General features: G+C 59.4%; 14 protein-coding genes. 8 read left to right on the top strand and 6 right to left on the bottom strand.

Annotation, left to right across the window (positions count from 1 at the left end; all coding sequences use genetic code 11):
* Positions 1–6: 6 nt before the first annotated feature.
* From argE to P9250_RS09135, 4 genes are read right to left on the bottom strand one after another with little or no spacing between them, the layout of a single operon-like run.
* Positions 7–1,170 (bottom strand): acetylornithine deacetylase, encoded by a 1,164-nt coding sequence (argE, locus tag P9250_RS09120; protein ID WP_310392524.1) that lies wholly within the window; start codon positions 1,168–1,170, stop codon positions 7–9.
* Positions 1,163–1,840 carry a DUF1028 domain-containing protein gene (locus P9250_RS09125; RefSeq protein ID WP_244830203.1) on the bottom strand — a complete coding sequence of 226 codons (678 nt, stop codon included), beginning with the start codon at positions 1,838–1,840 and terminating at the stop codon, positions 1,163–1,165. The genes argE and P9250_RS09125 overlap by 8 nt, the downstream gene beginning before the upstream one ends.
* 15 nt (positions 1,841–1,855) lie before the next feature.
* A complete protein-coding gene (locus tag P9250_RS09130; RefSeq protein WP_244830202.1) occupies positions 1,856–2,287 on the bottom strand; it encodes a RidA family protein in 432 nt (143 codons plus the stop codon).
* A 57-nt stretch (positions 2,288–2,344) separates the two neighbouring features.
* Positions 2,345–3,676 carry an NAD(P)/FAD-dependent oxidoreductase gene (locus P9250_RS09135; protein ID WP_310392527.1) on the bottom strand — a complete coding sequence of 444 codons (1,332 nt, stop codon included), beginning with the start codon at positions 3,674–3,676 and terminating at the stop codon, positions 2,345–2,347.
* 234 nt (positions 3,677–3,910) lie between these two features.
* On the opposite strand from P9250_RS09135, the gene P9250_RS09140 reads away from it, so the two are divergent.
* From P9250_RS09140 to P9250_RS09165, 6 genes are all read left to right on the top strand, one after another.
* Positions 3,911–4,837: a LysR family transcriptional regulator gene (locus P9250_RS09140; protein ID WP_250468380.1), complete on the top strand. Its 927-nt coding sequence runs from the start codon at positions 3,911–3,913 to the stop codon at positions 4,835–4,837.
* Positions 4,838–5,003: 166 nt separating this feature from the next.
* On the top strand, positions 5,004–6,152 hold the full coding sequence (locus P9250_RS09145; protein ID WP_310392530.1) for an SRPBCC family protein: 1,149 nt from the start codon (positions 5,004–5,006) through the stop codon (positions 6,150–6,152).
* Between the two features lie 29 nt (positions 6,153–6,181).
* The gene (locus P9250_RS09150) at positions 6,182–7,363 is read left to right on the top strand and encodes an ABC transporter ATP-binding protein (protein WP_310392532.1); all 1,182 of its coding nucleotides are present in this window, start codon (positions 6,182–6,184) and stop codon (positions 7,361–7,363) included.
* Between the two features lies 1 nt (position 7,364).
* Positions 7,365–8,411 carry an ABC transporter substrate-binding protein gene (locus tag P9250_RS09155; protein ID WP_244830197.1) on the top strand — a complete coding sequence of 349 codons (1,047 nt, stop codon included), beginning with the start codon at positions 7,365–7,367 and terminating at the stop codon, positions 8,409–8,411.
* 77 nt (positions 8,412–8,488) lie between these two features.
* The gene (locus P9250_RS09160; protein WP_310392535.1) at positions 8,489–9,742 is read left to right on the top strand and encodes an ABC transporter permease; all 1,254 of its coding nucleotides are present in this window, start codon (positions 8,489–8,491) and stop codon (positions 9,740–9,742) included.
* Positions 9,743–9,761: 19 nt separating this feature from the next.
* Positions 9,762–10,589 (top strand): ABC transporter permease, encoded by an 828-nt coding sequence (locus P9250_RS09165; RefSeq protein WP_310392537.1) that lies wholly within the window; start codon positions 9,762–9,764, stop codon positions 10,587–10,589.
* Between the two features lie 58 nt (positions 10,590–10,647).
* Here the strand turns inward: P9250_RS09165 and P9250_RS09170 are convergent, their stop codons facing one another.
* Positions 10,648–10,836 carry a hypothetical protein gene (locus P9250_RS09170; RefSeq protein ID WP_309848060.1) on the bottom strand — a complete coding sequence of 63 codons (189 nt, stop codon included), beginning with the start codon at positions 10,834–10,836 and terminating at the stop codon, positions 10,648–10,650.
* Between the two features lie 265 nt (positions 10,837–11,101).
* Here P9250_RS09170 and P9250_RS09175 point away from each other — a divergent pair, with 265 nt between their 5' ends.
* Both P9250_RS09175 and P9250_RS09180 read left to right on the top strand, forming a co-directional pair.
* Positions 11,102–11,305, top strand: a complete 204-nt coding sequence (locus P9250_RS09175) for a CsbD family protein (RefSeq protein WP_250510684.1) — start codon at positions 11,102–11,104, stop codon at positions 11,303–11,305.
* 42 nt (positions 11,306–11,347) lie between these two features.
* Positions 11,348–12,517, top strand: coding sequence for a zinc-dependent alcohol dehydrogenase (locus P9250_RS09180; protein ID WP_310392540.1), 1,170 nt, complete (start codon positions 11,348–11,350; stop codon positions 12,515–12,517).
* Positions 12,518–12,536: 19 nt separating this feature from the next.
* Here P9250_RS09180 and P9250_RS09185 read toward each other — a convergent pair whose 3' ends face one another.
* Complete coding sequence (locus tag P9250_RS09185; RefSeq protein ID WP_250494088.1) at positions 12,537–12,794, bottom strand: hypothetical protein; 258 nt, start codon at positions 12,792–12,794, stop codon at positions 12,537–12,539.
* Positions 12,795–12,838 lie beyond the last annotated feature (44 nt).

The raw sequence follows: 12,838 nt of genomic DNA on the forward strand, positions 1-12,838 counted from the left end.
CGCGTGTCAGGAAGCGGTTGCTAGATAATCCGCAAGACGCGCGAGCATGGCGTCGCAGGCGTCGAGTTGCTCGACGCTCACGAACTCGTCGGGCTTGTGCCCTTGATCCATGCTTCCCGGTCCGCACACCACGGTTGGGATGCCCGCTTGATTGAAGAGTCCGCCTTCGGTGCCGAACGCCACCGTGCCGAACTCGTTCGAGCCACTAAGAAGCGTCAGCAGGCGCGCTGCTTCGCTATCTGGCGGTGTGGCCAAGCCCGGATAGGCGCTCAAGGATTCGAAGCGAATGTCCGTGTCCGATTTCACCGCGCGCATCTTCGGAAGTAATTCGGCTTCGGCAAAGCTTTGCAATTCATCCGCCACCTCATGCGCGTCGAAGCCGGGAAGCGCACGCACTTCGAAATCGAATTCGCATTCCGCCGGCACGATATTGAGCGCACGCCCACCTTTGATGACGCCTGCCTGCACGGTCGAATAGGGTGGATCGAAGAGTGCGTCATGGTGCTCGGGCCGTGCCAGCTGCTCGCCAATATCATCCAGCTTGCCGATAAGACGTGCTGCATACGCTATGGCGTTCACGCCGTAGGGCGCGTAAGCCGAGTGACAAGCCTCGCCCTTCACATGGCAGCGCATGGCGAGCTTGCCTTTATGACCGAGCACCGGCTTCAGTTCAGTAGGCTCTCCGATCAGGCACAAAACGGGCTTGTGTTGGCGCCTTGCTAGTTGCTCCAACATGGGCCGCACCCCAAGGCAACCGACTTCCTCGTCGTAGGAGAAGGCAAGGTGTACGGGCATGACTAGCGATTTCTTAAGAAACGTGGGCACCGACGCCAGCACCGAGGCGATAAAACCCTTCATATCCGCCGTGCCACGGCCATATAAGCGCCCTTCCTTCTCGGTAAGCCGAAAGGGATCGAGCGTCCAGGCTTGGCCATCGACGGGCACGACATCGGTATGACCGGATAGCACGATGCCGCCCCTGTCACGCGGACCGATCGTCGCAAACAGATTCGCCTTCGTTCGCTCGGCGTTATAAAACAGTTCGCTCTCGACGCCGAGATTCGCAAGGGTGTCGCGAACGAACTCGATGAGTTCCAGGTTCGAATCGCGGCTGACGGTTGCAAAGCCGATCAGCCGTTCGAGCACGTCGCGGCTCGACATCTCATTCATTGCCCGGCACTCCATAGCTAGGTGCCACTGTCGGGTTCAGCGCACGGGTCACGTAGTCCTGCATTTGCGGCCGATAAGCCTGCCACAGACCATCGAGCTGGCCGATGGGGTCGGCGTCGGCCCAATCGACGCGCAGATCGACGATAGGCCAACTCAGATCGCTTACGATCTTGAGCGCTGCGGAATGCACCGGCCCGGCTTCGCCGCCTGCGGTCATCGCCGCCCGCATCGCAGCGAGCAAACGATCCGCCAGCATGCCTTTGGTGTTTTCGAACGCGGGAATCATGGCTTCGATCACGCCGAGGCTCGCAAGCATGTTGCCTGCGGCGACGCATTGATCTCCAGCCACCGCGTGATGCAGGCCAAGCGCTTCCTTGCCGCTAAAAAACGCGGTGCGGCCATGAGCGTCGATGACCGTTACTTGCCGATATTCGCTGTACGCGTTCGCATCGAGCGCACGGTCGAGCGCCGCCTGAGGATCGAGTTGTGCAGTGTCGATGAGATCGAGGATCTGCGGCCCAAGAGCGGGCAAAGTCACGTTTTGCGTGGCCACCGCGCCCACGCCGCCGCGTGCCCACGGACATCGCGCGCCCACGGCGATACTCGACGAACTGATTGCAATGCCAAGCTGGCCGGTTTCCTGGCAACGTCCGATCACGGAGAATGTCATGCAAGGCTCCTCGACTTAGGCCGGCTTCCAGCCTTCAGGAATGACCGCGATCACATCGATTTCCATCAGCCATTCCGGCTGTCCCAACGCGCTCACCACCAGCCCCGTCGAAATGGGAAACACGCCCTTGAGCCACTTGCCGACTTCCTGGTACACCGGCTCGCGATAACGCGGATCGATCAGATACGTGGTCGTCTTGACGATATGGCTCATGTCGCTGCCCGCCTCTTCGAGCAACTGCTTGAGATTCTTCATCGCCTGCTCGGCTTGCGCGCGTGCATCGCCGAGACCCACCAGATTGCCTTCGAAATCCGTTCCCACCTGACCACGCACATAGACCGTGTTGCCGGCGCGCACGGCCTGGCAAAGATCGTTATCGAGCGTCTGGTTCGGGTACGTATCCTTCGTGTTGAACATGCGGATACGCGTATGCGTAGGTTGGCTCATCGATGCACCTCGAAGCTGAGAATGATTGAATAGTGAAAGCGGCGTCTTGAGCGATCGTCAACTCACGCCCATCTCGCTGACCTTGTGCACGCGCGGATCGCTGAAAGTCGCGGCTTGGTCGGCATGACGGCGCGACACATCGTGATACGCGAGATACTTGCGCTGCGTGACGATATGATCGGCAATATGTTTTGCATCGTGCCAGACGCCCCAGATGAAAGCGGAGCCGCGCCGCGAAAGCCAGGGCAAGCCAAGGAAATAAACGCCGGGCTCCTTGGAAACGCCGCGCTGATGCTTGGGCTTGCCTTTATCGTCGAAGGCGTTGACATCGAGCCAGCTGAAGTCGACGGCGTAGCCGGTTGCCCAGATGATCGAACTCACGCCAGCATCGGCAAGGTTCAGTTCGAGAACAGGTTGCTTCATGCATTCCGGATCGGACGGAATGATGCGTGCCTCGGGCTCGTCCGGCAGATCGATACCGTTGCGCGCCACATACGCGTCTGCGGCGCTCAGCAAAGACAAGTAGTTGTCGTCGCCGTTGTTGATGTTGGTCGTGAGGTCTGGCTGAAACGTTGCAATGCCATTCTCGAATGACTTCGTGAGACCGACGAGGTTCATGCCCTGATGCGCGAGACGGCGGAAATCGACTGTTTGTCCACCGCGCGCGCCACTCACTGCAATCGTGACGTGCTCCTTGCCCGGCCGCATGACTTCCGCATCCCACTCGCCGAGCACGCCCAGCCACCAGCAAAAATCACGGCCACGATACGCGCGTGGCGGACGGTCATGCGGGCCGACCGACAAATACACCTTCCTACCGGCGCGCATTAGTTCATCCGCAATCTGCACGCCCGACGATCCCGCGCCGACCACGAGCACCGCGCCTTCCGGCAATTGCTCAGGATTCCGATAATCAGCCGAATGAAGCTGCGTAAGACGTTCGTCCTTCGGGGCGATAGCCGGGATGACCGGCTTCTGGAACGGACCAGTAGCGACGACTACACGGCTCGCTTCGATCACGCCTTCCGATGTTTCGACGGTGAAGCCTTGCCGCCCGACATTGCGAACCACCTTCTTGACTTCGACGCCCGTGCGAATGGGTGCATCGAACTTTTCGGCGTAGGTGACGAAGTAATCGGCGACCTGATCTTTATTGGCAAAGCCATCGGGATCGACTTCATCGAACTCGAGATTGGGGAAACGATCGTGCCACGCCGGACCGTTCGCCACGAGCGAGTCCCAACGTCCCGTGCGCCAGCGTTCCGCAATGCGGTCGCGTTCAAGAACGAGGTGCGGCACGCCGAGCTTGCTCAGATGCTCGCTCATCGCCACGCCGGCCTGACCGGCGCCAACGACGAGCGTGTCGATTGAGGTTATTTCCACTGTCATGGCTATGTCCTTCGATATGGCTTTACTTCGCGGATGTGTCCGGCGAAGTCAGCGTCCTTGAGAAACGTGCAGTCGTGCGTGGCTGGCGTGCTGCCAATGAAGCCCAAATTTACGCTTGAGCGCAGAATTCTAAAAATATATTTAAAAAATGCTTAGCATCGGTTTTGGCTATGCAATCCTTTTTGGCGAAGCCACAATTCGGCCGATCAACCGTTTAGAGGCGGAGCGTTTCCGATGGAAAACCACCCTTTGCGCTACTCGCTTCGGCAATTGCGCTACTTCGTCGTAACGGCGGAAGTGCTGTCTTTTACAGCCGCCGCGCGGCGCCTGCACATTTCGCAGCCGTCGATCTCGACCGCGCTCGCGGACCTCGAAATATCGTTTGGCGTGCAGCTCTTCATACGGCATCACGCGGCGGGATTGTCGCTTACGCAAGCAGGCCGAGACCTTCTGGGGCAAGCGCGCAACCTGCTAAAAATAGCCGAAGAATTGCAAATGGCCGCTAAGGAAATGGATGGCGGCATGACGGGCTCGATCGCGCTCGGCTGCCTCGTTTCACTTGCGCCGCCGCTCATGCCGGGGCTCATAAGCCGCTTTACCGGCGAGCATGCAGGGATCTCCTTTAGGACCGTCGAGGCGCATCAGGATGGCCTGCTAAGAGGCTTGCACGACGGCTCGCTCGATATTGCGCTGACCTATAGCCTGGATTTGACCGAGGACATCGCGTTTACGCCACTGCTTTCTCTGCCGCCTTATGTCATCTTGCCGAAGACGCACCGGCTAGCCCGCGCGCGCAAGGTCTCATTAGCGGATCTCGAAGCGGAGCCTTACGTGATGCTGGATTTACCGCATAGCCGAGAATATTTCGCGGCCCTTTTCGATGCCGTCGGCAACCGGCCGGTTCCCGCATTTCGGTCGTCGCAGCCTGAAGTCGTGCGCGGCATGGTGGCTAACGGCTTAGGCTATAGCATCCTCAATTTTCCGCTCAAATCGAATCGCACCGTAGATGGTGAAGACTTCGTGATTAAGCGCTTCAAGGACAACGTCAACGCAACGACGCTAGGCATTGCGCAATCGCGCACCATGAAGCCGCGCCAAGTGGTGCAACGCTTCGCCTCGTTTTGTGAGAACTATATCCGGCGGCTGCATCTAGACGCCTAAGAAACGCCAAAGCCAGGAACGCTACATAGGCAAAAGCTCTGCTTTGTATCCGAAAACAATATTTTGGCTGGTAATTTGGCTTGATAAATTTGTTGCCATGCGAGCGCAACGCCTTGCCGACTCTACGCTGGCGCGCTTATAAGGAAATAGATTCAAGGAGTCTTTCATGACCAGCCAGGCAAGAACGATCCCGATCACGGCACTCGTCGACGAGTTGCGCGCCGGTTGCGAACGATCGTTCAACGACGCGCATGCCATGCCGCCTGGCGTCTACACCTCCGCCGATTTTTTGTCGCTCGAAGAGCGCGACATCTTCGAACACGAATGGCAATGCGTTGGCCGCGCAAGCGCCTTGAAGATGCCGGGCGACTACCTGACGGCGCGCATTGGCGCACAGCCTATCGTGGTGTTGCGCGATGAGCAGATGCAACTCAAGGCGATGTCCAACGTCTGCCTGCATCGCATGTCGGCTCTGCTCGAAGGGCGCGGCAACGTGCGCAGGATCGTGTGTCCATATCATGCATGGAATTACTCGCTGGATGGCGCGTTGCAGGGCGCACCCCTGATGGACCGTCAAGAAGGTTTCTGCAAGGAAAGCTATAAGTTGCCCGCCGTGCGTTGTGAAGAATGGCAAGGCTGGATCTATGTAACGCTCGACGATCAAGCGCGGCCGGTCAGTGAACAGCTTGCCGATTTGAGCGGGCTCATCGATGCCTACGGCATGGAGCACTACATCGAAACTTTCTATGAAGAGCACGTGTGGGACACCAACTGGAAGATCCTCGCTGAAAACTTCATGGAGAGCTATCACCTGCCCATGCTGCATCGCGCGACAGTAGGACCGCATTCACGTCTTGAAGAGATGGAATGCCCGCCCGGCTTTCCCGCATTTAATTACCACTGGATCACGAAGGAAGCGTCTCTGCCCATTGGTAACGCGCATCCGGACAACACGCGGCTTACGGGACACTGGCGCAAGACCACGGCGCTGCTGGCGATCTATCCGACGCATCTCGTCACGCTCACACCTGGCTACTTCTGGTATCTCGTGCTGCAACCGCAAGGCGTTGGCCGCGTGCATATTCGTTTCGGCGGCGGTCTTGCGCCCGAGTTCATCGCCGACCCAGAAGCGAACGCGCATATGGCCTCGCTCAAGACCTTGCTCGATGAAGTCAACGCGGAAGACAAGCGCGGCGTCGAAGCGGTTTTTCGTGGCGTGCATGCGCCGCTTGCAAAGCCCGGTCATCTCAGCCATCTCGAACGGCCCAACTATGACTTCGCGCGCTATCTCGCCAGCAAGGTTGGCGCGCATTGAACATGACTGCAAACGGACAGGACCGAACGATGCCTGACGCTTCCTTCATCTCGTTCACGGGCGTGAGCAAGTCTTATGACGGCGTGCATTATGTCGTCGAAGACTTGAATCTCGACGTGCGCAAGGGAGAATTCCTGTCGCTGCTCGGGCCATCGGGCTCAGGCAAAACGACCACGCTCATGATGCTCGCGGGATTCGAATCTCCCACGCAAGGCGAGATTCGTCTCGATGGCAAACGTCTCGACGACAAGCCGCCGCATCTGCGCGATATCGGCATGGTGTTTCAGAACTATGCGCTGTTTCCGCATCTGACGATTGCAGAGAACGTCGCGTTCCCGCTTTCCGTGCGCCACGTAAGCCGCGCCGATCAGAAGGCACGTGTAAAGCGCGCGCTCGAAATGATCGAACTGCCGCATCTCGCGAACCGGCGTCCTTCGCAGCTTTCCGGTGGTCAGCAACAGCGCGTGGCGCTCGCGCGCGCACTCGTCTTCGAACCGAGCGTCGTGCTCATGGACGAACCGCTCGGCGCACTCGACAAGCGTCTGCGCGAGACCATGCAATACGAGATCATGCGGCTGCATCGCGAGTTGTCGCTCACCATCGTCTATGTCACGCACGATCAGGCCGAAGCGCTGACCATGTCGGACCGCGTCGCCGTGTTTTCCGATGGCCGTATTCAGCAAGCCGCCACGCCCGGCGAACTCTATGAGAACGCACAGAACGCTTTCGTCGCGAACTTCGTGGGCGAGAACAACGGCCTCATTGGCCGCGTGGCCAGTGCGAGCGACGAATGGGCGACCCTGGCCCTCGCGGACGGCAACATCATTCGTGGACGATGCGAACCCGGCCTCACCGAAGGCGACGAAGCCATGCTCGCGCTGCGCCCCGAACGCGCGCACATTCCGAGCGCGGAAGGTTCGCATGTCGACGAACACAGCAACGTGGTGCGCGCCCGAGTCGAAGAACTCGTGTATTGCGGCGATCATCATCGCGTGCATCTGAAGCTTGGCACGCGCGACAACCTCGTGGTCAAGCTGCCGAACACTCAGCGTCACGCCTTGCCCGCGGATGGCAGCACGGTCGATGTCGCCTGGCGCCACGACGACTGCAAGATACTTGCGATGAGCGCGTCCATAAGCGTGTCCACACCTCTTTCTTCCACACCGTCGTCAACTTCAATCACCACGCCCGCTACAGCAGGAGCCAACTGACATGCGCACTTTTATCAAAACTCAATGCGCGGCACTCGCGTTATGCGCGTTTTCCAGCATCACCGTTCAGGCTGCAGAGACACTTTCGGTCGTGACGTTCGGCGGCGCTTATGAAGCCGCTGCGAAGAAGGCTTATTTCGAGCCCTTTACGCAAGCCACGGGCGTCGGCTTCTCGACGGAATCGTATGATGGCGGCTTGGCCAAGCTCTCCGCGATGGAACAGGCGAAGAACACGACGTGGGACCTGATCGACCTCGAAACCAACGACGCGATCACCGCTTGCGACGAAGGTCTTCTCATGAAGTTCGACAAGAAGACGCTCGGCAAGACGAGCGACTTCATTCCCGGCTCCATCCTCGATTGCGCAGTGGCGAGCATGGTGTGGTCCACCGTCTACGCCTACGATGCGAGCAAGTTGAAGACCGCGCCGACCAGCGTCAACGACTTCTTCGACTTGCAGAAGTTTCCCGGCAAGCGCGGCCTGCGCAAGTCGCCAAAGGTGACGATGGAATGGGCGTTGATCGCCGACGGCGTCGATCCCAAGGATGTCTACAAGGTGCTTGGCACGCCAGCTGGCGTGGATCGCGCATTCAAGAAACTCGACACCATCAAGAAGAACATCGTGTGGTGGGAGTCGGGTGCGCAGGCGCCGCAATTGCTCGCCGACGGCGCAGTGGCGATGACACAGGTCTACAACGGCCGTATCGACGATGCAGCGAAGAAGGACAACAAGCCCTTCAAGGCCGTGTGGGACGCGCAGGTGTACGACTTCGAATGGTGGGGCATTCCGACGGGCGCGAAGAACGCGAACACGGCGGCCAAGTTCATCATCTCGGCATCGCAGCCGAAGGCGTATGCGGATCTTACGAAGTACATCGCTTATGCGCCGCCGCGCAAGGACGCTATAGAACTGGTGGACAAGCAGCGTCTTGCCGACCTGCCGACCTCGCCTGCCAACTTCAAGCGCGCCGTGCAGATCAACGCGAATTTCTGGGCCGACAATGCCGATCAGATCAACAAGCGCTTTCAGGTGTGGCTGACGCAGTAAGACAGCAAGGTATCGACACTGTCCGCTTCACGCGAAACATGATCCGAAGAGAGCCCGACTTGACCGCGACCACCAACATGTCCGTATCCGCAAAGGCCGCGCCATCGGGCTCTCCTAGAAGCGCCGACGGCCACGCGTCTTATCAGAAGGCGCGTCGCCGTGCATCGTTGCAAGCGCTGTTGCTTGCGTTGCCGCTGATCGTGTTTCTGTTGTCCACCTTTATCGCGCCGATTGCGCTACTGCTCGCGCGCAGCGTGCAGAATCGCGAAGTCCCCGACAGCATGCCCGCCCTCACGCGCGCGCTCGATGCGTGGGACGGCCACGGCTTGCCCGACGAACGCACCTTCGCATTGCTGGCCGCCGGCCTCAAGGAAGCCCAGCAAAGCGGTCAGCTCGGCACCGTGGCGCGCCGTCTGAACTTCGCGCAAGCGGAGTTTCGCAGCCTGTTGATGCGTACCGCACGCAGCCTGCCCGCCGATGCACCACCCGCATGGAAACCCGCGCTCATCGAAACCGACGAGCGCTGGAATTCCCCGGAAATCTGGCGCTTGCTCAAACGCGCCGCTGCATCGCCCACGCCCGACTATCTGCTCGCTGCCGTCGATGCGCAAGTGACACCGCAAGGCAAGATAGCGTCCATGCCGGCCGATTCATCGGTGTTTCGCGAGGCGTTCGTGCGTACCATCTCCATCAGCGCAACCGTCACGCTCATGTGTCTCGTGCTCGGTTACCCCGTTGCGTGGTTGCTCGCCAATCTGCCCGCTAAGAGCAGCAACCGTCTCATGCTGTTTGTGATCGTGCCGTTCTGGACCTCGCTTCTCGTGCGCACGACCGCCTGGTATGTGCTGCTGCAACCGGGTGGCGTCATCAACAGCCTGCTCATGGGGCTGGGCCTTGCGTCGCATCCCGTGCCGCTCATCTTCAATCGCGCGGGCGTGCTGATCGGCATGACGCACGTGCTGCTGCCTTATATGATCCTCGCCATCTTCTCGGTGATGAAAAGCGTATCGCCCGTTTATATGCGTGCAGCGAAGTCGCTGGGGGCGCATCCGTTCACTGCGTTCATGCGGGTCTATGTGCCACAGACGCTGCCGGGCGTGGGCGCAGGATGCTTCCTCGTGTTCGTGCTCGCGCTCGGCTACTACATCACGCCTGCGCTACTCGGCGGCGCGGGCGATGAAATGATCAGCCAGCTCATCGCCATTCAGACCAACACGCAGCTCAACTGGGGACTCGCGGGCGCGCTGTCGGCGTACCTCGTGATCTTCACGGCGGTCTTCTATTTCCTCTTCAACCGCATAGTCGGCATCGACCGGCTGCGTTTCGGTTGAACGACACGGACTCGACGACATGCAAGATCAACGCAATACCGTGCTGACCGAACGCGTGGCGAATCGCTGGGTGCGCGTGCATACGGCGATCGTCCTATTCTTTCTGATCGCTCCCATACTCGCGATCATTCCGCTCTCGTTCAATTCGGGTTCGTACTTTTCATATCCGATGCAGGGCTTTTCAATGCGCTGGTACGAGCAGGCGTTGACGAGCGCGGACTGGCAGCGCTCGCTATTGAACAGCATCGGGATCGGCGCGGCGTCGACGTTGATCGCGACCTGTCTCGGCACGCTGGCCGCGTTGGGCCTGAGCCGCGCGCAGTTTCCGTGGCGCTCGCTTATCATGCCCATCATCATTTCGCCGATGATCGTACCCATCGTCGTCGTGGCTGCCGGCTTCTATCTGATCTTCGCGCCGCTCGGTCTCGTGAACTCATATGCGGGTGTCGTGCTCGCGCATGCGGCGCTTGGTACGCCCTTCGTGGTCATCACCGTGACGGCTTCGCTGCTGTCGTTCGATCAGAGCCTGCTGCGCGCGGCGTCCGGTCTTGGCGCGGCGCCATGGATCACGTTCAGGCGTGTGACGTTACCGCTGATCATGCCTGCAGTCGCCACAGGCAGCGTGTTTGCCTTTGCCACTTCATTCGATGAAGTCATCGTGATTCTATTCATCGGCGGGCCGGATCAGAAGACCGTGCCGCGTCAGATGTGGAGCGGCATCCGCGATTCGATCGACCCTTCAATACTTGCGGTCGCGACCGTGCTGATCGTCTTCGCCGTACTGCTTTTTGCGAGCATCAACTGGCTGCGCGGACGTGCAGCGGCGGCCAGTCAGGCGCTCGGCTGATCAGACACACAATAAGCGGCGCGGGCCATTCGGACCGCGCCGCTCACAACGCTTTACATCAAGACTTATCGCCTCCTTCCGGCTCAATCTCCGTCAGATCGTCCGGGTCAACTTCCGCTTCGCGGACAGTCGTTCCTTCATCATCGGTTTCCGATATATCCGTGGTGAGCGCATCGTCCGTGCCGGATTCGACTTCGTCGTCGCTTTTCGGATCATCGGTCATGGGGGTTTCGGCGGGCGTGTTCATCTTGTTGCTCCTGATAGTTGCGTTTAAGTGATCGGATGGATAAACAGACGAATCACATCCGGACGCACAGATCAGGCGTGGATTCGATGCGCGATGTCGAACCATGAAGCGCACCTCTTTCTCGCAGCAATCGTAGTGCCGCATGTCGGCCGGAGCGCTCGCGCAATGTATACACGCGCGAAGGCACACGCGTTGCTGAACTGTATCGACGCCAACGATTGGCGCAGAGATTCTTAGGCTTCCGATACATGGCACGGAGAACGCAATGAACAAGGATCAGAAAGAAGGCATCAAGGAACAAATAAAGGGCTGGACCGACACGGCCATCGGCACACTCACCGGCAACGAAGATCGCAAGCTGAAGGGTGACGTCGAGATAACGAACGGTGCGAATCAAAAGGACTACGGTGACCAGAAGGACAATATGGAAAAGGGCATCGAAGATCCCGGCGAGCCAACTAACAAGTAAGGCTTCGTCGACAGTTCACTCTCAAGGACAAGGATACTTCCAATGAAAGCGCTTACCTGGCACGGCAAGAAGGACATTCGGTACGACACGGTACCGGACCCGCAGATCGAGCATCCGCGCGACGCGATCATCAAGGTGTCGAGTTGCGCCATCTGCGGCTCGGACCTGCATCTGTTCGATGGGTTCATGCCGGGCATGGAATCCGGCGACATCATGGGCCACGAGTTCATGGGCGAAGTGGTCGAAGTCGGCGCCGAAAACGCTGCGCTCAAGGTCGGCGACCGCATAGTCGTACCGTTCACCATCTTTTGCGGCGAATGCGATCAATGCAAGCGCGGCAATTTCTCCGTGTGCGAGCGCAGTAATCGCAACAAGGGCACGGCCGACAAGGTTTTCGGACACACCACGGCGGGTCTCTTTGGCTACACGCATTTGACGGGCGGCTATGCCGGCGGCCAGGCCGAGTACGTACGCATACCTTTCGCCGATAAAACGCACGTGAAGATTCCCGATGGCCTTTCAGACGAACAAGTGCTTTTCCTCGGCGACATCTTCCCGACAGGCTGGCAAGCGGCGATCAACTGCGATATCGAGCCAACGGACACCGTGGCGATCTGGGGCGCGGGACCGGTGGGACAAATGGCGATTCGCAGCGCGTTTCTGCTTGGTGCAAAGCATGTCGTCGTAATCGACTGCGTGCCTGAACGCCTTGCAATGGCGCGCGTCACTGGCGCCACCACCATCAACTTCAAGGAAGAGAGCGTGGTCGAGCGCCTCGCCGATCTCACGCAAGGCAAAGGCCCGGAAAAGTGTATCGATGCTGTTGGCATGGAGTCGCACGCCACGGGCTCGTTCGACTCGCTTTACGATCGCGCCAAGCAGGCGGTCATGCTCGAGTCGGACCGGCCGCACGTGTTGCGCGAGATGATCTACGTATGCCGTCCCGCAGGCATTCTGTCGGTACCGGGCGTCTATGGCGGACTGATCGACAAGATTCCCTTTGGCGCCTCGATGAACAAGGGCCTCACCTGGCGCATGGGTCAGACGCACGTGGCCCGCTGGACCGACGACCTGCTCAGCCGCATTCAGGAAGGTCAGATCGACCCCTCGTTCGTCATCACGCACCGCGTCTCGCTTGCGGAAGGACCGGAAATGTACAAGACGTTCCGCGACAAGGAGGACGGTTGCATCAAGGTGGTACTCACACCCTGAAGCAAAAAAACGCCGGTCTTCAAAGACCGGCGTTTTTCGATTCCTCGTCACGCACGACGGATTGTGGCGCAACAGGCAGTGGTTCACCATCGACGAAAGCGGTGCCGCATGTCAGTGCAAACTGCAGCGCCGCGTCGCGGCTGGGAAATGCGCCCAACTCGCGCAGTACCGTCTCCTCGCCGTCTTCTTCCAGAATCGATACGCGCGATACGAACAGCTTGCCGCTTCGACCTGCGGACGGCTGTAGCGCTACACCTCGATGATAGAGCGTAAGCATGGTGTCTCCTTCTTTTCCGAGCGTCCGTTCGCAGCGCGCGGCGC

It is taken from the genome of Caballeronia sp. LP006, assembly GCF_031450995.1.
Lineage (GTDB): Bacteria > Pseudomonadota > Gammaproteobacteria > Burkholderiales > Burkholderiaceae > Caballeronia.